Here is a 21206-nt window from a genome sequence, read left to right on the forward strand (position 1 = left end):
TGTCCTCTTTCATTATTGGTTGATGAGATGCATACACCGATGGTATTATGTCCTAAAGATTGGATCGGGGGTTCATGAGATGTCCGGAAAAGTGAAAGCGGCATATTTTGTTCTGACTTTGCTGGTAATGGGCAGCTTTGCCATGGTCGGGATCATGATCTCGAAAGCCATGTTCGGATTGGCTGCTTTTTTCCTGATTCTGGCCTTGCTGCTGGCGGGAGGCGGCTTCTCCCTGAAAAAAAGGTTTCTGCAATAATCCCTAAAAGTCTTTACTTAGATATTCTCCCGGTTAGGAGTTTCTTTGTCAACCGGCGAATTCGTAAGGCACAATACAGAACGTCCTGAACAGAATGGAACCGGGCGCTGTCCGGACGGTCCAGGTAGCGCCTGGCCCAATGCAGGTATAATTGGACACCTCCGGTAGGACTGTTGATTTCTGCCGCTACTCGGCAATTTCTGTAATAGCTTGGGAATTAGCGGGGGCGGATTATACATAATGGAGGTGGAAGCTGTGATAACGGTAACGGAAACCGCCCTCAAGCAATTGGCTGAGTGGGCGACCGATGAGCAACCGGATGTATACGTGCGGCTAATGATGGTGCTGGAAGGCGGTTGAAAGGTCGGTGGGGCCTTACATAATACATTCGTTTGTAAAAATAGGACTGATTGTCAGCCTTATTTTTGGCTTTTTGACTGCCACTGCAAGAATAGAACTGATTTTCAGACTTATTCGGGGGATTCTTGAGGTGCGCAAACAAGAAATAGCATATAGGACTGAATAACAGTCTTATTTCTGCCAGTAACTTTGAGTCGATAAAAATAAGCCTGAAATACAGTGCTATTTTTTCTTACCTTTCAGGCGGCTTTGCACTTGGGCGCTGCCTAAGCGCTTGTCACTGTAACTATGGCATTCACCAAGAAAAAGACTTGGCGAATGCCAAGTTTATTTTTACAACGCCAGAATGTTATAGCCCGCATCCACATGAATAATCTCGCCGGTGATGCCGGAAGACAGGTCGGACATGAGGAACAGCGCCGTATTGCCAACTTCCTCCTGCGTCACACCACGGCGAAGCGGAGCTTTCTCGGATACGAGCTTCAACATGGTGGAGAAATCACGGACTCCGCGAGCGGCAAGCGTCATGATAGGACCTGCGGAGATGGCGTTCACACGAATGTTCTCCGGCCCGAGGTCGGCAGCCAGATACTTCATGCAGCTGTCGAGTGCCGCTTTGGCTACTCCCATCATGTTATAGCCTTGGACGACACGCTCCCCGCCCAGGTAGGTCATGGTAAGGATGGAACCGCCATCTTTCATCAGCTTGCGAGCCCTTTGTGTCACGGCTACCAGCGAGTATGCGGAAATGTCCTGCGCCAGTGCGTACCCGGCACGGGAAGTATCAACAAACAGCCCTTCCAGATCCTCTTTGTTGGCAAATGCCAGTGAATGCACCAAACCGTGCAGGGTGCCGGTTTCTTTTTCAAGTGTCGCGAACACCGCGTCGATTTCTTCGTCCTTGGTGACGTCGCAAGGAAGCACGACGCTGTCCGGCATATCGGCCACAAGTTCCTTAATTCGGCGTTCCACGCGTTCTCCCTGATAAGTAAAAGCCAGTTTTGCACCTGCGTTATGTAAGGATTGGGCAATTCCCCAGGCGATGCTTCGTTCGTTGGCAACGCCCATAACCAAGATGGTCTTTCCCTTCAGCAAATTCTGCATCCATCAGAACTCCTTTCAAACTTTCCTGTTTGGCATGCTTTTCTTCATTTTACCAGAAGTGTTGTACAAGTTCGACTGATACGTCTGTAGTGTCTGCAGAATAGGCAAACCTTTTGGGGCATTTGTATGTTTCACCGCCCTGTGCAGTTGAATTATCTGTAAAAGGATTTTCAAACGATGAGGGGAGGGGCAGGATGCCATGAAGGAAAAACGGGTTTACGGATTTGTCTGCCATTCGGGTAAAGAGAAGTCCGGTTCAGAGCATTTCCACGAAATGTTTCTCGTCACATGGGACGGGCGTCCCTTGCATGTTCACGGATTCTCCGGTACCACATCTTATGACGCCGGACACAATCACAGGTATGCGGGAACTACGGAACCCGCGCCCAGCGGGGTGCCGCATACCCATGCCTATTGCACAGCCACATCCTTTGACGACGGTCATACACACGTGATTCGCGGTAGAACAGGACCTGCCGTTCCTTTGCCAAATGGGGGACATATTCATTATTTTGAGGGATTTACCACAGTCAGCGGCCGTATTCCTCATGTACATTCGTACAGTGGCAGAACCACTGTGTAGCGACAGAAAAGGAGCCCTTTCGTTTAAAGGACTCCTTTTTTTCATCGGAACGGTCAAGAAAGAAGTTAGAATCCACTTTCCACAGCAGGAGTCAGGGGCTCAACAACCGGCACCGCTGTTGGCGCACCTCGCAGGACGGCGCCGGTACGCAGGGTGTGAACGGTAATTTCAGGTCGGGATCCGAGGCGGACGTTGAGTCCGCTTTGCCCCATGCCCTCAGAGATATACAATGTTCTTCCGCCCACCACATGCAAGCCCTTCAGGATGTCCCGCTTTGACAGACCGCCAAAACCAAACCAGCGGTGCAGAAAGGGAATCAGGTTAAACTGTCCGCCGTGGAAGTGGCCCGACAGAATATAATCGGCTTTGTGATGATCCCGCATGTCAAGAACCGTATTCGGGTCATGAGCCAGCACCAGATGAATTCCGTCTTCCGGAATATTGGCAAAGGACTGCTCAATGTCACTCTTGCCAAGGCAGTGGTCATCGACGCCGATAATTGTCATACGGGTCCCCTCCACATCAAACGTGGTCGATTCGTTTCGCAGCACGCGGCACCCAGTTGACTCGATCGCCTGTTGAAACTCGTCAATCCGGTCGCCCAGATAGTGGTCGTGGTTGCCAAATACCAGGTAGACACCATATTTCGGGTTCAAACTTTTTACGGTTTTCATATATTCCAACGCTTTGCCAATATTATGGTAGCGATCCAGATAGTCACCGGTCAGCACGATCAGATCCGGATTTACCGGAGCCACCAGATCATACAGGCGCTGCGGGGAAATCGACAGCCGTTCCATGTGCAGGTCGGACAGTTGAAGAATCTTTATTTCGCCCAGCCCTTTTTTGTGCGGAATGGTCATCTCGACCTCTCGCAATACAGGGCGGAATGTGTTCCAATAAGAATAGACAAGAATCGCTGCAAGCAATGCAAGAATTCCCCACCAGATCAAGATGATCACTCCTCTCCGTTCCGTTTTATGTCAACTATTCTCTATCATACGGGATACCAGGCAAAAAATCATGGGTCAGGATCTGGCAAATATCGAGTCTGGAGGCTTTTAAATGCGGAAAGTGACCATTATCTCAACCAAACATAATGAAGCGAGGCATCGTGTATGGGAGTCGGCCTGGGTTAAGGCGGAAAACCCTCTGCTGCTGTTGATTCCGGCACATACCCCGGTTTATAACCCGGACGGTTCCGTTTGGTCCAGTCCCTATGGAGTGGAGGCCCATTTTTCACCGGCGCATTGGTTCAATGCATTTGTCCTGAAGAAAGAGGAAGGAACAGAGTGGTACTGCAACGTGGCGTCTCCCGCACAATACGATGCGGAAGCTGGCATTGTCCGGTTTGTCGATTATGATCTTGACGTTTATGTTTATGCTGACGGTACCCATAAGGTTTTGGACCGGGAAGAATTTGAGGAAAATTCCCGTGTCATGGGCTATCCCCAGGAGGTTCGGGAGCGGGTGGAACAAGGGCTTCAAGAACTGCTCAGGGCCATTCATGAGCGTCGGGGGCCGTTCAAGGATAGCAACCAGAGGACCCGGCTATGAAGGGACGGGGATTGCAGGGTGCCCGGGGATGAGAGAGTCCGGCATTGATGATATAATGGTTTGCAGTTGGCAGAAACGAAATTTTGGGAGGGTGCCATGACTTCACTCAATGGAAAAATCGCACTGGTGACAGGGGGAAGCCGGGGAATTGGCAAAACCATCGCGCTCACGCTGGCTGACAAAGGCTGTGACATTATTGTCAATTTCTTTCGCAATCGCAAACCGGCTGAAGAAACGGCGGAGCAGATCCGCGCCAAGGGAGTGCGCTGCCATGTGATCAAAGCCAACGTCGGTGACCTGGAAAAAATCGATGAGATGTTTTCGGAAATTGAGTCAATTTACGGGGGATTGGATATCCTAGTCTCAAATGCCGCCTCCGGCGTACTCCTGCCTCTGATGGAGCTGAAAGAAAACCATTGGGACTGGACGATGGAGATCAATGCAAAAGCTCTGTTGTTTAGCGCACAACGAGCAGTTCCTTTGATGGAAAAGAGGAGGGGCGGACGCATAGTCTCCCTGTCGAGCCTTGGATCCATGCGTGTGCTTGAAAACTATACCACGGTCGGGGTATCCAAAGCGGCATTGGAAGCTTTAACACGTTACCTGGCGGTTGAACTGGCCCCGAAAAACATTATTGTGAATGCGGTCTCAGGCGGTGCAGTCGATACGGACGCCCTGACGCACTTCCCCAACCGGGAGCAGTTGCTGGAGGAAGCGAGAAAACGCACACCGGCAGGACGCATTGTGGAACCTCAGGACCTTGCCAATGCAGTGGCGTTCCTGTGTTCCGACGAGGCGTGGATGATTCGGGGACAAACCATCGTAGTCGATGGAGGAGTATCTTTGCTGGGGTGATGACAAAGAAATACGGCTGACAACCGGCAGGCGCGTTTCTCTCGCGCCAAGCTCGGGAGTCAGCCGTTTCCTTATTTTTGTTCTTCCGCTTCCAGCAGTTTGCGGGCTCGCTCCATGATTTTGAGCAGTGTCCTGGAATCTTCCGTAAGCTGCTCGACAGGAGCTGCAGACGGTTCCCGCTCCCGAAGCTGCCGGTTCTCATACTGCAACTGTTCCAGTTCCTGCTGCAGCAGATTGACACGTTCCTGCAGCTCCCGGTTGCGGTCGAGCAACTCATAATAGAGGCGCTCGTGATGTTTGAGTGCCCGTATGATCCCGTCAATTGTCGTGTCTTCCAAATCGGGCGTCCAGTGCCGGCGGCGGGAGAATTGTCCTTTCATGGCGGACAGGCTCTTCTTCTCCTGTTTCGCCTGCTTGATTTCATCGGTGTAATTCCGGCGGACGACTCCGTTCCATCTGTATCCGCAGGCAGCCGGAGTGCGTCCCAGCAGGTTGGCGGCTTCCACAAACGCATTCAATTGGGTGCTGCCTTCCCGAATATGGCGTAACACGATCTCAGCCAGCCGGTTGTCGTCTTCAAGTGTCCAAGCATCCGATCGCGTGGTCCAACGTTCTACAGTTTCCACTTATATCCCTCCAAATAGGCCTTTTATACTATCTTTATGTCCGTATATTGGAAGATTGATACATTATTTTGCAGCAATCATGCTATAATTCAAAAACATACATTGACGCATAGCATAACCAGAGGGGAGCTGCAATCATGAAGCGTCGATTGATCGCCATCGACTTGGATGGCACAATGTTAACGCACAACAAAACGATTCTTGCAAGAACCAAGCAGACCATCAAACGGGTGCGCGGGTTGGGGCATGAAGTCGTGATTGCAACGGGACGCCCGCCGCGAAGCAGCGTGAATTACCACCGGGAACTGGAGCTGACGACTCCAATGGTCAATTTCAATGGCGCATTGATTCACGACCCGGCCCGACCGGAACTTGACATCCATTTCCCTATGGAACGGGAAGTAGCCTTGCAAATACTCGGGGAGTGCAAGCGATTTGGTGTGGATAACGTGATGATGGAGATCAAAGACCGGTACTTTGCCCAACAAATCGATGAATTGATTCATTTTCTGGGAGATGGCTCCGATCCGACAGGAGTAGGCCCGATTGAGAGATACCTGCTGGAGCACCCGACCAGTATGCTGATCCGCACAAGCAAAGAAACGATTCAGCCTCTGCGGGAGACGCTTAATCAAAGTTTTGGCGGAATGGTTGCCCACCGGTATTGGAGCGCCCCCTACCATGTGTTGGAGGTCATAAAGGCCAATATCTCGAAAGCTACGGGGCTGGAGATTCTGGTGGATCAATTGGGATTTGCACGGGAAGACGTAATCGCCTTCGGAGACGAAGAGAACGATCTGGAGATGATTGAGTGGGCGGGGCTTGGAATCGCGATGGGAAACGCGAATCCTGTCTTGAAAAAAGTAGCCGACCGAATTGCCGATACCAATGAAAATAACGGACTCTCATCCGTTTTAGAAGAACTGTTCCTCAAAGACGCTTAGAGTTTACCAATTTTTATAAAAATCGCATGGTAAGTGGCGGGAATCGTATCTTCCTCCCGATACTGCCGATCGTAGATCGCGATCATTGCTTTCATTACGCCGGGCCGTTGACAATGCGGTCCGGCATTGCTGTTGCTGGCCCCTATTTTTTTTACCGAAGTCAAGAAATCGCGGACCGAGTGGAATCTTTCTACCTCTAAGGACTCAGAGTGTTCGATCTGATAATCACTGGGATCCAAAGCATCCGCCACCCGTTTTTTCAATTCAGAAGAACTGTAAAATGATTGTCCCGGCCTTTCTTGATCGGGTAAACCGAACCTCTGCTGAGCTAGTTCGAAGGAAGCATGTAGTTCTTCGAAAGTACGAGGGCCGAACGTGGAAAATAAAAGGACTCCTTGTTGCCCTAACACATCAAACAACCGTTTTACGGTGAGCGGCAGTTGATTGAACCATTGAAAAGTCGCATTCGAAATAATCAGGTCGTAAGTGCCGTCCAGATCCATTTCTTCAATATCACCGACACGAAAGTCGACCGATTCCCCTGCGATCCGCTGTTTTGCAATCTCAATCATCCCCGGTGCCAGATCCACGGCAGTAATCGAAGCATTAGGAAAGTGTCGCAGCAATTGAGATGTTAAAAACCCGGTTCCACAGCCAATTTCCAAAATGCGAAATTCTCGAGGAGGATGGAAGCCGGTTGCAGGAAAAGCCCGGAGTGCAAGATCCATTAATTTTCCGGCCATGGTTTTTTGCACGTTGGCATACTGATCGTATGTTTTTGCGTTTTGACTAAACCTTTTTTGTAAGAGCCGTTTATCGATCCCAGCCGTGATCATAGTTTTAGCGCCTCCTTAATAACGGACAAACATTGTTGGGGTTGAGTAAAAAAAGGAATGTGCCCTGTGTTGGCCAGCAGTTCCAAGTGAACCGGGCCGCTTACCCCGCTGGCGATGATCCGGGAAGCTTCCGGTGGACAAATCTGATCCGCTTCCCCATGAATGAGAAGAACCTGCGATTGGATCAAATTCACATCCTTCCTGGCGGAAGCTTCAATCAGGTAATCCAGCCCGGCGACCAATTCCTCCACCGAATAGGGCTGATCCTCATGCAGCTGGTTTATAAAAATTTCATCCAGTGCTTTAAGTTTCTCATCTTCTGAAAACATCGAATGGTAGAATGCATCCAGTGTTTGGGTTGGATCTTTCAGCAACTGGCGTTTCATTCGTTCCACAATTCGTTTCGGCCAACCGGCAGGTTCTGTTGCTTTTTCATCCGATATGAACCGGCTGGTTGCTCCAAACAGAATCAAATTCCCGACACGCGACGGATACATCGCCGCCGTCTGCAACGCGGCCAGACTCCCCAATGACCAGCCCATTACTGAAAAACGATCTAATGAATTCCGGTGAATGACCGAAAGGACTTGACGCTGAAATCCTTCCAGATCAACGATTCCGCACCAATCAACAAACAAAAGCTCAAATGAACGTTCCAATTCGGGAAGCATAGGCTTCCAAACGGAAGACGGCATCCCCCAGCCCGGCAATAAAAGAAGCGGAGTGCGGCTCATTGGATGACCCCCAATTCCCGACCGACCTGTGCAATCCTGGCAACCGCATCGGCTAAATCCTGTCTTTGATGGGTTGCCATAATAGTAAAGCGGATGCGGGCCTGGTTTTCCGGAACCGTTGGAGGTCTTACCGGGATAGCGGCAATCCCCATTTCCTGCAGTTTTTCGCTAAAGAGAACCGTTTGCTCGTTCGAACCGACCAAGATTGGTACAATCTGGGTTTCACTGCCGCACAGATGAAAACCCAAGCGTGCCAGTTCCTGCCGGAAAAAGCGGCTGTGCTCCCGTAAGGTTTCCCTGCGGCTGGAACCCTCCTGGACCAACGTGATGGCCTCCGTGATCGAAGCGAGTATCCCGGACGGTAAGGCGGTGGTGTAGATAAAACTGCGCGCTTTATTGATCAAATAATCAATCAGCCATCGCTTCCCCACCACATAAGCGCCAAAACAGCCCAAAGCTTTGCTGAATGTCCCCATTTGCACTTCAACCTGATCCTCTAAGCCCAACAGATGTACATACCCTTGCCCCTGTGGACCAAAAATGCCGCTGCTGTGGGCTTCATCCACCATCAAAATCGCATTGTACCGCTCCTTTACCTCCACCAATCCTTTCAAATCGGCAAGATCACCGTCCATGCTGAACACGGCATCGGTCACAATCAGCTTGTTTTTTTCAAGTGGAGCTTTTTGCAGCAATGCTTCCAAATGATCCAAATCATTGTGCCGATAACGTTGATGTTCGGCCCGGCTGATCACAATTCCGTCAACAATGCTCGCATGATTCAATTTGTCGCTAAATACGATTCCGTCTCTGCCAATCAGACTGGAAATAATGCCGATATTGGCTGTATATCCGCTGTTAAAAATTAACCCCGCTTCGCTGCCTTTCCACTTTACAAGGGCTTCTTCCGCCAGTCGGTAAGCAGGATGGTTCCCGACGATCAGACGGGAAGCTGTCGAGCCGCAGCCGTAAGTTTCGGTTGCAACACAGGCCGCTTTTTTCAGCCGTTCATGTCCCGCCAATCCGAGGTAGTTATTGGATGCGAGATTCAATAATCGCTTTCCGCTCTTATACAACCATGGCTGTTCCGCCTGTTCGACTTCCGTCAGATCTCGTTTCTGCGAGATTCTTTTCAACTGTTCCAACTCCGATAAAAACTTATCTTTCATCTTCATCTGTGAATTCATAAGGATCATCCCGGATCAGGATTTTTTGTTGCATAATTTTTCTTGCCTAAGAAAATCATGCAATGGTATCATCGAATTGTCAACTTGATTTGTGAACGATGTTAACTTTTGGTTGTGAAGATCGGGGGAGGCCAATGGAGATTACATACGAAATGTTGGCCGCCAAAAACAAACAGTTTCTGTGGCATCCGTTTACACAAATGAAGGACTATCTGGCGGATGACCCGCTGATTATTGAGAGCGGCCAGGGGAGAAAGCTGCGAGACGTGAACGGGAACGAGTATTGGGACGGCGTCTCTTCAATCTGGTTAAACGTACATGGGCACAGGGTTCCTGAGCTCGACAAGGCGATTCAGGAACAGCTTGGGAAAATCGCTCATTCCACACTGCTGGGCATGGCAAACGTACCGGCAATTTTATTGGCTGAGCAGCTTGTGGAACTCACCCCTCCGGGATTAAACAAAGTGTTCTACTCCGATTCAGGTGCGGAAGCGGTTGAGATCGCGGTCAAAATGGCTTTTCAGTATTGGCAGCACAAGGGAAGACCGGAGAAAAAAGGGTTTATCACAATGAAGGAAGCATACCACGGGGATACAATCGGTGCGGTATCGGTAGGTGCCATCGATCTTTTTCATAAAGCGTACTCATCACTTCTGTTCCCCGCCTATCGGATCCCTTATCCATTTGCCTACCGGAGTCCTCATGGGGACCGGTGTGCAGAGTTCTGTCTGCAAGAAACAGAGGCGCTTTTGCAAGAAAAGGCGGATGAGATTGCCGCGATGATTGTAGAGCCTGTTGTACAAGGCGCGAGCGGGATTATCATCATGCCCAATGGATATATGCGACAGCTCCGGGAATTGTGCGATCGGTACAATGTTTTGCTGATTGCCGATGAAGTGGCGGTCGGATTCGGTCGAACCGGGAAGATGTTTGCCTGCGAACATGACGGGATTACGCCGGACATTATGGCAGTAGCAAAAGGAATTACAGGCGGGTACCTGCCGCTGGCTGCCACATTGACAACCGATGAGGTGTACGAGGCTTTTCTTGGCGATTACGAAGAGAAGAAAACTTTCTTCCACGGCCATTCCTATACCGGGAATCAGTTAGGATGTTCGGTGGCCCTTGCCAATTTGAAGCTGATACGGGATACCGATCTGGTTCAGGAAGCAGCCCGCAAAGCGGAACATGTATCGCGGAGACTGTCTAGGCTGCGTGAACGAAAACATGTGGGAGATATCCGGCAAAAAGGGCTGATGGTCGGTGTGGAGCTTGTTGCCGACAAAGAGACCAAAGAGGAATTTCCCTGGGAAGACCGGGTGGGGATTCGCGTCTGCCGGCGATGCCGTGAGTTGGGAATGCTGCTGCGCCCTCTAGGGAATGTAATTGTGTTTATGCCGCCGTTGGCGTCCACCGAAGCGGAATTGGATGAGATGCTGACTGTTCTTGAGCAAGCAATTGTTGATGTCACCGAGGGAGCGTGACACTGTGAACGGTCTTTTTATTACAGCAACCGATACGGGTGTAGGAAAAACGCTGATTGCGGGAGGAATGGCGGGTGTCCTGCGGGAACGGGGCGTCGATGCCGGAGTCTACAAACCTTTGCAAAGCGGCCATCTTGCAGCGGATCCTGAAGGAGATGCTGCAAGGTTGAAAACCCTTGCGGGTGTTGAAGACCCTCTCGATGCGATTTGTCCCTGTTCGTTTTCAGAACCGCTGGCACCTTTGGTGGCAATGCGCCGTGCAGGAGTCTCTGTTACTTTGGAGGATATCGAAGCAGGATACCGGAGAATTGCGAACCATCACCCATTTGTCATTGTGGAAGGGGCAGGGGGGTTAGCAGTTCCGTATACGGAGAACACCCTTGTGGCGGATGTGGCTGCCCGTTTGGGGCTGCCTTTGCTGATTGTCGCGCGCTCAAGCTTGGGGACTGTCAATCAAACGGTTTTGACAGTCGAATTTGCCCGACAGCGAGGGATTGATGTGATCGGCGTTGTTCTATCGGGACTCGGCAGCAGTCCGATTGGAGTTGCTGAGCAAACGAATCCCGGCTTGATCGAACAATGGGCAAAGGTTCCCGTACTTGGAACGGTTCCTTGGTTGGGAGAGCATTTTGAACCCCCAGAGGTCAGACAATCGATCAAGGAAAGTGTCGATATCGACACCATAATGTCAGGCTACTTATTGAAAAAAGAAAATTCCGGGAGGGGACAACAGTGACACAAGCAGTTACCCAACAATTCGATTGGAAGGCAATCGCCACAAGAGTGCTTGAAGGAGTGCCGGTATCCAGGGATGAGGCGCTGGCGATTGTGAGAGCGGACGATGACGAGCTCCTCGACATTATGCATGCCGCTTTTCTTATTAGAAAAAAGTACTACGGCAAAAAAGTAAAGCTGAACATGATCATCAACGCAAAAAGCGGACTGTGCCCGGAGGATTGCGGGTACTGTTCCCAATCCATAGTGTCGGAAGCGCCGGTTGACAAATACGCCTGGCTGACAAAAGAAAAGATTCTTGAGGGAGCGCAAGAGGCTATTCGCCGCAAGGCGGGCACCTACTGCATTGTAGCTTCGGGCCGCCGCCCCACCGACAAGGAAATCGACCATGTGGCGGATGCGGTGAAGGAGATCCGGGAGACTACGGATCTAAAGATCTGCTGCTGTCTGGGCTTCCTCAACGAGGAACACGCCAGCAAATTGGCAGCGGCGGGAGTTCACCGCTATAACCATAACCTGAATACAAGTGCTGCCAACTACAGCAATATTACAAGCACCCATACATACGAGGACCGTGTCGATACGGTCAGAAAGGTGAAAGAATCGGGCATCTCCCCCTGCTCCGGGGCCATCTTTGGCATGGGAGAGTCGGAGGAAGAAGCGGTGGAAATTGCCTTTGCGCTGCGTGACCTGGATGCAGACTCGATTCCCTGCAATTTTCTGAACCCGGTTGACGGTACACCTCTGGAAGGCCGGCGGGAACTGACTCCCCGAAAGTGTTTGAAACTGCTGGCCATGATGCGCTTTGTCAATCCTTCAAAGGAAATCCGGATTGCCGGCGGACGGGAAGTGAATCTGCGCCATCTGCAGGCGATGGGCTTATATGCGGCCAATTCGATTTTTGTCGGGGATTATCTGACAACTGCAGGGCAGGAACCGATGGCCGACTGGCAGATGATTGAAGACCTGGGATTCGAGATTGAGGAGTGTGCATTGTAGACATAATAAAAACCAGCACCGATGGACCCCCATTAGTGCTGGTTTTTTTGTTTGGGCCGGAGCGCTTCTTAGTGCGGGGGATGATGAATACCGGTACAGATCATGTCACCCGCATGCGTGTTGGAGATTTTGTACTTGACTCCCGCAGGTATGTACATGATGGAACCGGGTTCCACCTCAATCGTTTCTTCCTGTCCGTTGTTCAGGTGGAACTGGCCTTGGCCCTGCAGTACGACAAACACTTCATCACCGCCCAGCGGCGTCATGTACCCCATGGACTGGCCCGGCTTGAAATAGTAGGTGTTGGTGGTCAGATCCTGACCGGTAAAATTGTTCACTTTGCTGACCGAATGATCGTCGAACACGGCATGCTGGAATACGGTTTCTGCCTTGGACATGGGATCACCTCTGCATTTAGGTTGCTCATCCCGGGATAATATATTACAGGATTCAGGCAGAGATTCGTTTACCTTGCGAACGGATTGGCGCACATTCCATTGGAACATGTGGAGGCGATTTTTCGAGAATTGAAGGAACTTGTCGAATCTGTACCGAATTAAAAAAGGATCGGGTCTCTTTGCCTCACCCAATATACTGGCGGATGCCTCCGGCAAAGGGAATCGGCCGGATGTCAAACGTCCGGTAAAATCCGGTCGAATCACAGGTATTGCCTTCCAAGAGCATTGTCAGCTGTGCCCGGGTGATGGGGAAGAAAGCGAAACCTTCCATAAGCCGGATAATGGGCATCATAAGGGCGAGGGGCATGTGGATCTTGGCTTTCTTCTTGCCCATGGCCAAGGCGATCTCGTCAATCATCTCGTCGTAACTGTAGGATTGTGGGCCGCCCACTTCATAGATTTGCCCGATGGTTTCCGGTTTGTCCAAGGCTCGTGTGAACCCTTCTGCCACGTTTTTCAGGGACACGGGCTGCAGCCGGTAGGCGCCCGTCCCGATTACAGGGACGATCGGTGCCTTGCGGATCATGCCGGCAAGCATGTTGACGAACTCATCCTTCGCTCCGAAGATTACGGAAGGTCGGAAGATGGTCCAGTCCAGGCCGGACTCTTTTACAATTCCCTCCGCAATCCCTTTGGTGTGGGAATAGCCGGATTGAGAACCGACGCGGGCTCCCAGAGCACTCATATGTACATATCTTTTGATGCCTGTTTGTTTGCAAGCCTCCACCACATTCCGGGTGGCCTCCACGTGCAGCTTGTCAAAGGTAATCCCCTTCCCGGGGAACTCGCGGATAATGCCAACGAGGTGAATCACAGCATCGCACCCTCGCATGCCTTTCACCAGGCTTTCAGGGTTCAGTACATCACCGTAAGCAACAGAGATGAGGTCAGCCGTCTCAGGCACGAGGGTCAATTTTTTCTCGGAGCCGGGTCTTGTCAGGCAGACCGTTTGATATCCGCTCATCCATAATGATTGCAACAATTCCTGTCCGACATAGCCGGTTCCGCCGGTCAAGAAGATTCGCATGGGGAGCACCTCCATAAGGTACTGGGCAGCTATGATTTCACTGTTGTTCTAATTATAAAAGATCAATGGAAAAAATGGGAAACGTGTTTGGACCAAAGGTTTTGAGGAGGATGCAATGGAACGGATTCTGATGGTTTCGTATTTTGCGCCGCCAATCCTGTCGGCAGAATCGATTCTGGTCGGCAAGATCCTGCCTGAACTGGCACGGTACTACAAAATTGAACTGGTGGCGGCGGGGGAAGACGTCGATTTCCGGAAAGACGAAACGTTGGCGGAAATTATGCAGTCGGAGAACATTGAAATACACAGATACAACAACCCGAAACCGCTGAACAAGATCGTTCGCCGCCTGTACCAGAAAGGGTCTTCCCTGTTTCAGGACGTAAACGCCAAATGGATGGAGCAGGTGCTGCTGCGACACAAGCTGACGGGACCGTATAAGTTGATTTATTCCCGGTCAATGCCGGGAATCAGTCATTTGGCAGCCTATGAGTTCAAGCAGAAGTTGGGCATTCCCTGGGTAGCCCAATTCAGCGATCCCTGGGCCCACAACCCGTACCATCAGTATCCGTTGGACCTTATGCATCAGGTGGAGAACAAGAACGAGTCGAAAGTGATTCAGGCCGCAGACCGATTCATTTTCCCGACGGTGGAGATTCGGGATCTGGTTGCCTCTCACTACAAGGATGTCAACGTGAAAGGAATATCGATGGTGCTGCCCCATTATTATGTGGACAGGCTGTACCATGATAATAGGAGTGGGGAAAACGGCAATGTCCGTTCAGAATCTGCTGCTGGCGGCCACAAAGCCCCAATTGCTGTAGCCTATATAGGAGACTTCTACGGGCTGCGCTCGCCGGAGCCATTGCTTCGGGCGTTGGAAGTGGTTGAGAGGCAGGCGCCGGAAGTGGCAGAACGGATGCGTCTCCGGATTATCGGCAATGTGGACTGGCGTCACCAGCCGCTGTTTGATGAATACTTGCCCAAAGTTCGAGTTACCGTCGAACGGGTTGGCCAGGTTCCCTATTTGCAGAGTCTTGCCGAAATGCGGAAAAGCGATATTTTGCTCCTGATTGATGCGCCCAGTGACGTCAATCTGTTCCTGCCTTCCAAGCTGATTGATTATTTCGGCGCGCGAAAGCCGATTATGGGAATAACGTCTGAAAAGGGGACTACCGGCCGACTGATTCGCAAGTTCGGATTTCCTGTTGTCGATCCGCGGGAACCGGAGAAGGTTGCCGGGGAATTGATCCGCATGGCGCAAAATCTGGATCGCTACCAAAAGCTTGCGGATGAGAATGATACGGACATGTTTACCGCCGAATCGGTGGCGGAAGAATTAGTCCGTTTGTTCCAGCAATTGTAAGGGAGGAGGAAGGTAATGTTTGCCGGATGGAAAGAAGAAGACTTTGCTGTATTTGAAGTGGAAGGGCTGGAGCCCCGAATGGAGGCCCTCAAGACCAGAGTGCGTCCCAAGTTTGAAGCGATCGGCACAGAATTGGCTCCGGATTTGTCCGCCCATTACGGAGAAGAGTTCTTTGCGCATGTGGCCAAACATGCCCGGCGGAAAACCAACCCCCCCAGCGATTCCTGGGTAAGCTTTGCCACAAATCCTCGCGGCTATAAGATGCTGCCCCATTTTCAAGTCGGATTGTGGTCTACCCATGCTTTCGTGCAGTTTGCCATCATCTACGAATGCTTGCACAAGAAAGAATTCGGGGAACAACTGGCGCGGCAATGGCCGGAGGTCAGGGATAAAATTCCGGGGTCCATGCTTTGGTACGATGACCACGTGAAACCAAAGCCCGTCCCTCATTCGGAGATGAATGAGAAAATTGACATCTTCACCCGAAAACTCATACATAACAAGAATGGGGAACTGCTGGTCGGGATCGAAATCCCGCGAGCAGAAGCAATATCCATGTCGGGCGGGGAGTTTCTGGACAGGGCACGGCAAACCATGCTCCAACTGGAACCGCTGTATAAACTGTCACCCCAGTAGCTTGTAAGGCAAACAATTGCCGGTCATGCTATGCGGGGCCCTGGAAAACAATTTAGAAAACGGAGTGAGAAGAATGAATTTCACAAGGGAAGAGGCATGGAATCTCTTGAACGAATACACCAAGAGCCAAAGTTTGATCAAGCATGCGCTGGCGGTGGAAACTTCCATCCGTGCCTATGCGGCAAAGTTTGGCGAAGACGTGGAGAAATGGGGAATCGTCGGGCTGCTGCACGATTTTGATTACGAGATGTATCCCACTCCTGAGGAGCATCCTTTTAAAGGTTGCGAAATTCTTCAAAAAATGGGCTATCCGGAAGACGTGATTCATGCAATCCTGTCCCACGCCGAGTATTCAGGCGTTCCAAGGGTATCACTGCTGGATAAAACGCTGTTTGCAGTAGACGAATTGTCCGGATTCGTTATGGCGGTTGCCCTGGTTCGACCAACCAAAAGCATCTTTGACGTGGACGTGAAAGCGGTCAGGAAGAAACTGAAAGACAAAGCGTTTGCCAAAGGGGTCTCCCGGGAAGACGTGTACAAAGGGGCTGAGGAGCTGGGAGTCGATTTGGACGAACATATTGAATTTGTCATTGCTGCACTCCAGGCAAGAGCCGACGAGCTGGGATTGCGCGGGATTGCATTGGAAGCTTAGGCAGAAACCAGCAGATTTGACGGGATTATCTTGTCGAAATGCGTCGAAAAAGCCCAAAAAGAGTGGGACTTTTGACGCATTTTTATATTTTTTATAGGAATCTCTCGGCAATCGTTGTACCTATTAGAGAAATACGCTGTAGAAAAAGGCAAAATCTCCGAAAGGAGATGACGCAAAGCTGCGGGTCTAAGGAGGGCACTGCTTTCTATGACAGCCGGGCCGCCACAGGTATACGCTTATGTGTCTGCCCTGACAAAATCATTGTTTGGGAGGAGTTTGCATGAGTTTGCGGGTTCGCAACCATTCGGAACCGGTTCCAACAAATGCAGGGGAGTCGCTGGATTTATTGCTTGGTAAGGTGCTGGACTGCGTAAGTCATGAAAGAGACTCTGCAGCAAAACTGCGGATTCTGTTGGGAACCGTGAAACAGCATGTATTGGAATTGGCCAAGGAAAGATCCTACCAGACGGGAATTACTCCGTTGTATCTCTATCCATACAGAAAAGAATTGAAAGAATTGGAACACAGGTACACAGTTCAAAAGAGCGGCTTGGGCAAATTAAAGGGAAACATGCTGTTGCTGCTGGCTATGGTCTTTTACCGGGCGGGCAGTCTGAGCAGAGCCATGAAAATGGCATCTCAAGCCCGTGGTCAATTCGATCAAGCGGGCAACGTTCACAACTCGGGACTGGCCGAACTGTTGGTGACGGTCTGCTTGATGGAACGAAACCAACTTGAGCAAGCGGCCCTGCACTGCGCTCTATCCCTTAAACAATTGTCAGTTTGCACCAACGCAACCGATGCGGCACAAGGATGGCAGATCTATTCAAGAGTCTTGTACAAACAGGGGAAGCTGGATGAATCAATTGCGGCCCTGCTGATGGCATATGAAATTTACCGGAAGGAGAAATCGGCAGACGGCCAGATTAAAGCTCTGCTGGCAATGACCCTGGTACTGATCAGTCAAAAAGATTGGCATGGAGCCATTTTCAGATTGAAGCAGGCATTGGCTGCTTGCCATGAATATAGGCTTCCGGTTCTGGAATTGGAAGTGTTGAACCTGCTGACACACTTGTTCCTCAAGACGGGCCAAACGGTGTTGATGGAGGGATGCCAACAACGAATCAGAGAAATTAGCGAGGGGATCCGGCATTAAGTGCCGGATTTTGTTTGGATGCCTGTTGTTTACTGCAGTTTACTGCAATTGAAAGAGGCAGGAATTATGCTATAGAATAAAGAAAGACAAAGAAGTACAAATTTATTGAAATTTTTTATTAATGCTGAGAGAGGGGATTCCAATGGTGAAACTGGAAGAGATCAGCAACATGACATTACCTCAAATGCTGGGTCAAACTTGTAAGCGCTTTCCTGAGAGAGGAGCCATTTACTTTTACGGTCAGCAAATCAACTATCAAACCCTCTATGGCTATGCAGGGCGATTTGCTGCAGGACTCCGTGAATTGGGAATTGAAAAAGGCGATCGGGTGGCCATCATGCTTCCCAACTGCCCGCAATATGTGATTGCGTACTATGGGATTCTGATGGCCGGAGCCATTGTTGTGCAGGTCAATCCCATGTCGGTTGAGCGGGAAATTGAACATTTCCTGAGTGATTCCGGCGCGAAGGCCTTGGTGGTATTTGGCCCGCTGCTCCCGAAAGCGGCAGGAGCACCCAGTTCCGCCAAGCTTGTGAAAAAGATTATAGTAGAACTGCCTCCTGCAGCAAAGACATACGAAGATGGTTCGGTTGGGTTTGAAGCTTTTGTGGCAGGGGCAACCGCACCGACTCCTCAAACGGATCTGTCACCTGATGATGTGGCGGTGCTGCAGTATACCGGCGGCACTACCGGTCGCTCCAAGGGTGCGATGCTCACCCACCGGAATCTGGTTGTCAATGCTTATCAGAGCCACTTGCTGATGAGGTCTCAGGAGACTGTGCAAGACCGGGTGTTGACTGTAATTCCCCTGTTTCACGTGTATGCCATGACATCGGCCATGAATGCTGGAATTGTGGGAGGCGCTTTGCTGATTCTGCTTCCGCGTTTCGATCTGGAAGAGGTGCTGCAAACGATTCAGGCGGCGAAGCCCACCCTCTTCCCGGGTGTACCGACCATGTACATCGCCATCAATTCCCACCCGAAAGCGGTGGAGTACGGAATCTCCTCCATTCGCCTTTGCGTCAGCGGTTCGGCGCCGATGCCGGTTGAAGCGATGAAAGAGTTTGAAGCCAAGACCGAAGGAACCATCATCGAAGGGTACGGGTTGTCGGAAGCATCTCCCGTCACCCACTTCAACCCGATTGAGAAGCGCAAACCCGGTTCCATCGGGAAACCAATTCCTTTCACGGAAGCCAAGATTGTGGACCTGGGTGACGGAACAACGGAACTGGCTCCCGGCGAAGTTGGCGAATTGATCGTTCGCGGTCCACAAGTAATGAAGGGCTACTGGAATATGCCGCAGGAAACGGAGGAAACCATTCGTGACGGCTGGCTTTACACGGGTGACATCGCCAAGATGGACGAAGAAGGATATTATTACATCATCGACCGCAAGAAGGATATGATCATCGCCAGCGGTTTCAATGTCTATCCGCGTGACGTGGAGGAAGTGATCTACCAGCACCCGGCGGTGCAGGAAGCGGTGGTTGTTGGCGTGCCGGACGCATACCGTGGCGAGAACGTGAAGGCGTTCGTTGTGGTGAAACAGGGAATGTCCCTGACAGAGGAAGAACTGATAGGATTCTGCCGTGAACGGTTGGCAGCCTACAAAGTGCCGCGCCTCGTGGAATTCCGGAATGAGCTGCCAAAGACGGCAGTCGGCAAGGTTCTTCGCCGAACCCTCAAGGACGAGGCCCGTCAGCAGGCGAATGCGTAAATTTCTTGTTCAGCGGGGACCCTACTGGCAAAGGAGGGATTTCCGTGGACAAAGACAAGGATCGCAAACCCACAATCGCGCCGGGATCCGACAATCTGGAGAAGAAGGCAACCCCGCGCGAGATTGCGGAAGGCAAGACTACGAAAGTGACCCGTTTGAGCTACGACGAAGTGGGACCCAGCCGGGACTGATGTTCCATAAGACTGCAGATGCGATAACCCCGATGGTTTTGTCGGGGTTTTCGCTTTATTTCACTTCCATGCGAGTGTGCTTTGAACGGAGCTTTTTCGATATAATAGCTGTACAAAGATTACAGGGAGAGCGAAACATGTACCTGCACCTTATCCATACCAATGATGTGCACAGTCACTTGGGGGAATACCTGAAAGTGGGCACACAGATTCGCCGGCTGCGGGAGGATTTGCTTGCGCACGGGGAGCCGGTCCTGCTGTTTGATATCGGAGATCACGCGGACCGGATGAGTCCTGAGACGGACGGCACGATGGGTCGTGTCAACGCCTCGCTGCTGAAAGCGTTAAACTATGATGCCTGGGTATTCGGCAACAATGAAGGACTGATTATACCCAGGCAGTATTGGCAGGATCTTTGCGAACAGTCCGCCATACCCGTACTGACTTCCAATCTGAGGGATTTGAGGACGTTTGACAGATTCCCGTTTTTTCAAGACACGCTGTTGCTGGACAGAAACGGTGTAAAGATCGGTGTGTTTGGGCTGACGGCTCCCTATAACATTTACTACCACTTAGAAGAAGTACATGCGCTGGCTGCCGAGGACCAGGTTCCGCAACTGGTGGAAGAGCTGCGCAAACAGGGTGCGGAGATGGTGATCATGTTATCCCACCTGGGGCTGGGGGTGGACCGGACCCTTGCCCAAAAGGTTGACGGGGTTGACATTATATTGGGTTCCCATACCCATAACGTGCTGGAAGAACCGGAGCGGGTGGGGGGATCCTGGATTGCCCAAGCTGGCAAATTTGCTCAGTATTTTGGGCATTTAGCGATTGAATTCGACGAGACAGACAGGTGTGTGCGGGATATAAAAGGGCGCGTTATTCCCAGGGAGGACTCGGTGATTCCCGATCCGGATCTGCAAACCATATTGGACGAAGGCAAACGGGAAGCGGAGCGGGTCATGGATTCCGTGCTCGTCCATGTTCCGGAGAATCTGGACCATCATTACCACGGGGAATCGGAATTGGGCAATCTGGTCGCTGACGAAATGAAGGAATTGGTTCAGGCTGAGATTGCCCTTCTGAATACAGGGGTTTTCCTGTTTGGGCTGAATGCCGGTCCGCTGACGAGAAGAGTGCTGCTGAATTGCTGTCCGTCCCCGATCAATCCGGTGTTGGTCGAACTGTACGGCTGGCAGATACGCGATCTGCTGCAGAAAGCACTGGACCCTGCCTATACCCACCGGAGGGGAATGGGATTTGGTTTTCGCGGCAAGGTGGTAGGTTCCCTTGCATTGTCAGGGCTGCAGGTTCAGTGTGACGAGAAGGGGTTCATTCAGCAGGTTGTTGCCAACGACAAGCCGCTTCAAGAAAACCGGCGCTATCTGGCCGCAACTGCAGATTACCTGGTGTTTTCCGGTGTTTATGAGGAGTTGAAGGGTGCGGACAAGATTCGGATTGAACCTTTGTTCTTACGGGAGATCATGGAACGGGCTCTCTTGAATCCTGCCAATATTCGGCGGGCCAAGGTTCGCAGGTGGCAAGGCGGTCGCTAGTCATGGCCGGACCGCTTCTTTAACCGTCTGATGGACAAGTGCGTAGATATCGAGTAGCATGTATTACAGTACTCTTCGTGAACGAAAGGTGACAAGTCTGAAATCCTTATCAAACGCACGTAACAATGAAAATGAGCATGCCAAATAAGCCGTGCAACTAGACGACCAAATGTAAAAAAATGTATTA

23 protein-coding genes and 1 riboswitch are annotated in these 21206 nt (G+C 51.0%); of the genes, 15 read left to right on the forward strand and 8 right to left on the reverse strand.

Annotation, left to right across the window (positions count from 1 at the left end):
- Nucleotides 1–79: 79 nt before the first annotated feature.
- Nucleotides 80–256: a hypothetical protein gene (locus EFBL_RS20685; protein WP_165912426.1), complete on the forward strand. Its 177-nt coding sequence runs from the start codon at nt 80–82 to the stop codon at nt 254–256.
- A 693-nt stretch (nt 257–949) separates the two neighbouring features.
- Here the strand turns inward: EFBL_RS20685 and fabI are convergent.
- Nucleotides 950–1720, reverse strand: coding sequence for an enoyl-ACP reductase FabI (gene fabI, locus EFBL_RS15730; protein ID WP_096183026.1), 771 nt, complete (start codon nt 1718–1720; stop codon nt 950–952).
- 199 nt (nt 1721–1919) lie between these two features.
- On the opposite strand from fabI, the gene EFBL_RS15735 reads away from it, so the two are divergent.
- Nucleotides 1920–2303 carry a YmaF family protein gene (locus EFBL_RS15735; protein WP_096183027.1) on the forward strand — a complete coding sequence of 128 codons (384 nt, stop codon included), beginning with the start codon at nt 1920–1922 and terminating at the stop codon, nt 2301–2303.
- 65 nt (nt 2304–2368) lie between these two features.
- Here EFBL_RS15735 and EFBL_RS15740 read toward each other — a convergent pair whose 3' ends face one another.
- The gene (locus tag EFBL_RS15740; RefSeq protein ID WP_096183028.1) at nt 2369–3256 is read right to left on the reverse strand and encodes a metallophosphoesterase; all 888 of its coding nucleotides are present in this window, start codon (nt 3254–3256) and stop codon (nt 2369–2371) included.
- Between the two features lie 112 nt (nt 3257–3368).
- On the opposite strand from EFBL_RS15740, the gene EFBL_RS15745 reads away from it, so the two are divergent.
- Both EFBL_RS15745 and fabL read left to right on the forward strand, forming a co-directional pair.
- Nucleotides 3369–3860 (forward strand): DUF402 domain-containing protein, encoded by a 492-nt coding sequence (locus EFBL_RS15745; RefSeq protein WP_096183029.1) that lies wholly within the window; start codon nt 3369–3371, stop codon nt 3858–3860.
- 96 nt (nt 3861–3956) lie between these two features.
- Nucleotides 3957–4715 (forward strand): enoyl-[acyl-carrier-protein] reductase FabL, encoded by a 759-nt coding sequence (gene fabL / locus EFBL_RS15750; protein ID WP_096183030.1) that lies wholly within the window; start codon nt 3957–3959, stop codon nt 4713–4715.
- A gap of 71 nt (nt 4716–4786) precedes the next feature.
- On the opposite strand, the gene EFBL_RS15755 is transcribed toward fabL, so the two are convergent.
- Nucleotides 4787–5341: an RsfA family transcriptional regulator gene (locus EFBL_RS15755; RefSeq protein WP_096183031.1), complete on the reverse strand. Its 555-nt coding sequence runs from the start codon at nt 5339–5341 to the stop codon at nt 4787–4789.
- A gap of 137 nt (nt 5342–5478) precedes the next feature.
- Here EFBL_RS15755 and EFBL_RS15760 point away from each other — a divergent pair, with 137 nt between their 5' ends.
- On the forward strand, nt 5479–6285 hold the full coding sequence (locus EFBL_RS15760) for a Cof-type HAD-IIB family hydrolase (RefSeq protein ID WP_096183032.1): 807 nt from the start codon (nt 5479–5481) through the stop codon (nt 6283–6285).
- Here the strand turns inward: EFBL_RS15760 and bioC are convergent.
- Genes bioC through bioF form a run of 3 tightly spaced genes read right to left on the reverse strand, consistent with a single transcriptional unit; the run spans nt 6282 to nt 9024 of the window.
- A complete protein-coding gene (bioC, locus tag EFBL_RS15765; RefSeq protein ID WP_096183033.1) occupies nt 6282–7121 on the reverse strand; it encodes a malonyl-ACP O-methyltransferase BioC in 840 nt (279 codons plus the stop codon). The genes EFBL_RS15760 and bioC overlap by 4 nt on opposite strands.
- The gene (locus tag EFBL_RS15770; RefSeq protein WP_096183034.1) at nt 7118–7855 is read right to left on the reverse strand and encodes an alpha/beta fold hydrolase; all 738 of its coding nucleotides are present in this window, start codon (nt 7853–7855) and stop codon (nt 7118–7120) included. The genes bioC and EFBL_RS15770 overlap by 4 nt, the downstream gene beginning before the upstream one ends.
- Entirely contained in the window at nt 7852–9024 is a 1173-nt protein-coding gene (gene bioF / locus EFBL_RS15775; protein WP_096183058.1) for an 8-amino-7-oxononanoate synthase, read from the reverse strand. The genes EFBL_RS15770 and bioF overlap by 4 nt, the downstream gene beginning before the upstream one ends.
- A 152-nt stretch (nt 9025–9176) precedes the next feature.
- Between bioF and bioA the strand changes: the two genes are divergently transcribed.
- The 3 genes from bioA to bioB are packed head-to-tail and all read left to right on the forward strand — an operon-like array spanning nt 9177 to nt 12260.
- Nucleotides 9177–10526, forward strand: coding sequence for an adenosylmethionine--8-amino-7-oxononanoate transaminase (bioA, locus tag EFBL_RS15780; RefSeq protein ID WP_096183035.1), 1350 nt, complete (start codon nt 9177–9179; stop codon nt 10524–10526).
- A 4-nt stretch (nt 10527–10530) separates the two neighbouring features.
- Nucleotides 10531–11262, forward strand: coding sequence for a dethiobiotin synthase (gene bioD, locus EFBL_RS15785; protein ID WP_096183036.1), 732 nt, complete (start codon nt 10531–10533; stop codon nt 11260–11262).
- Nucleotides 11259–12260 carry a biotin synthase BioB gene (gene bioB, locus EFBL_RS15790; RefSeq protein ID WP_096183037.1) on the forward strand — a complete coding sequence of 334 codons (1002 nt, stop codon included), beginning with the start codon at nt 11259–11261 and terminating at the stop codon, nt 12258–12260. Before bioD ends, bioB begins: the two co-directional genes overlap by 4 nt.
- Before the next feature lie 68 nt (nt 12261–12328).
- Here bioB and EFBL_RS15795 read toward each other — a convergent pair whose 3' ends face one another.
- Together EFBL_RS15795 and EFBL_RS15800 are read right to left on the reverse strand one after the other, a co-directional pair.
- Nucleotides 12329–12658 carry a cupin domain-containing protein gene (locus EFBL_RS15795; RefSeq protein WP_165912427.1) on the reverse strand — a complete coding sequence of 110 codons (330 nt, stop codon included), beginning with the start codon at nt 12656–12658 and terminating at the stop codon, nt 12329–12331.
- Between the two features lie 184 nt (nt 12659–12842).
- Nucleotides 12843–13745 (reverse strand): complex I NDUFA9 subunit family protein, encoded by a 903-nt coding sequence (locus tag EFBL_RS15800; protein WP_096183039.1) that lies wholly within the window; start codon nt 13743–13745, stop codon nt 12843–12845.
- Nucleotides 13746–13860: 115 nt separating this feature from the next.
- Between EFBL_RS15800 and EFBL_RS15805 the strand changes: the two genes are divergently transcribed.
- The 7 genes from EFBL_RS15805 (at nt 13861) to EFBL_RS15830 (ending at nt 21019) form a co-directional block, all read left to right on the forward strand.
- Nucleotides 13861–15111, forward strand: a complete 1251-nt coding sequence (locus EFBL_RS15805; protein WP_096183040.1) for a glycosyltransferase family protein — start codon at nt 13861–13863, stop codon at nt 15109–15111.
- A 15-nt stretch (nt 15112–15126) separates the two neighbouring features.
- On the forward strand, nt 15127–15747 hold the full coding sequence (locus EFBL_RS15810; RefSeq protein ID WP_096183041.1) for a YktB family protein: 621 nt from the start codon (nt 15127–15129) through the stop codon (nt 15745–15747).
- Between the two features lie 73 nt (nt 15748–15820).
- Nucleotides 15821–16399 (forward strand): HD domain-containing protein, encoded by a 579-nt coding sequence (locus EFBL_RS15815; protein ID WP_096183042.1) that lies wholly within the window; start codon nt 15821–15823, stop codon nt 16397–16399.
- A 137-nt stretch (nt 16400–16536) separates the two neighbouring features.
- A riboswitch (cyclic di-GMP riboswitch) is annotated at nt 16537–16626 on the forward strand.
- Between the two features lie 53 nt (nt 16627–16679).
- Complete coding sequence (locus tag EFBL_RS15820; protein WP_096183043.1) at nt 16680–17555, forward strand: tetratricopeptide repeat protein; 876 nt, start codon at nt 16680–16682, stop codon at nt 17553–17555.
- Nucleotides 17556–17697: 142 nt separating this feature from the next.
- A complete protein-coding gene (locus tag EFBL_RS15825) occupies nt 17698–19272 on the forward strand; it encodes a long-chain-fatty-acid--CoA ligase (protein WP_096183044.1) in 1575 nt (524 codons plus the stop codon).
- Between the two features lie 44 nt (nt 19273–19316).
- On the forward strand, nt 19317–19463 hold the full coding sequence (locus EFBL_RS20690; RefSeq protein WP_165912428.1) for a hypothetical protein: 147 nt from the start codon (nt 19317–19319) through the stop codon (nt 19461–19463).
- 137 nt (nt 19464–19600) lie between these two features.
- Complete coding sequence (locus tag EFBL_RS15830) at nt 19601–21019, forward strand: bifunctional metallophosphatase/5'-nucleotidase (protein ID WP_165912429.1); 1419 nt, start codon at nt 19601–19603, stop codon at nt 21017–21019.
- The last annotated feature ends 187 nt before the right edge of the window (nt 21020–21206 follow it).

Source organism: Effusibacillus lacus (assembly GCF_002335525.1).
GTDB lineage: Bacteria > Bacillota > Bacilli > Tumebacillales > Effusibacillaceae > Effusibacillus > Effusibacillus lacus.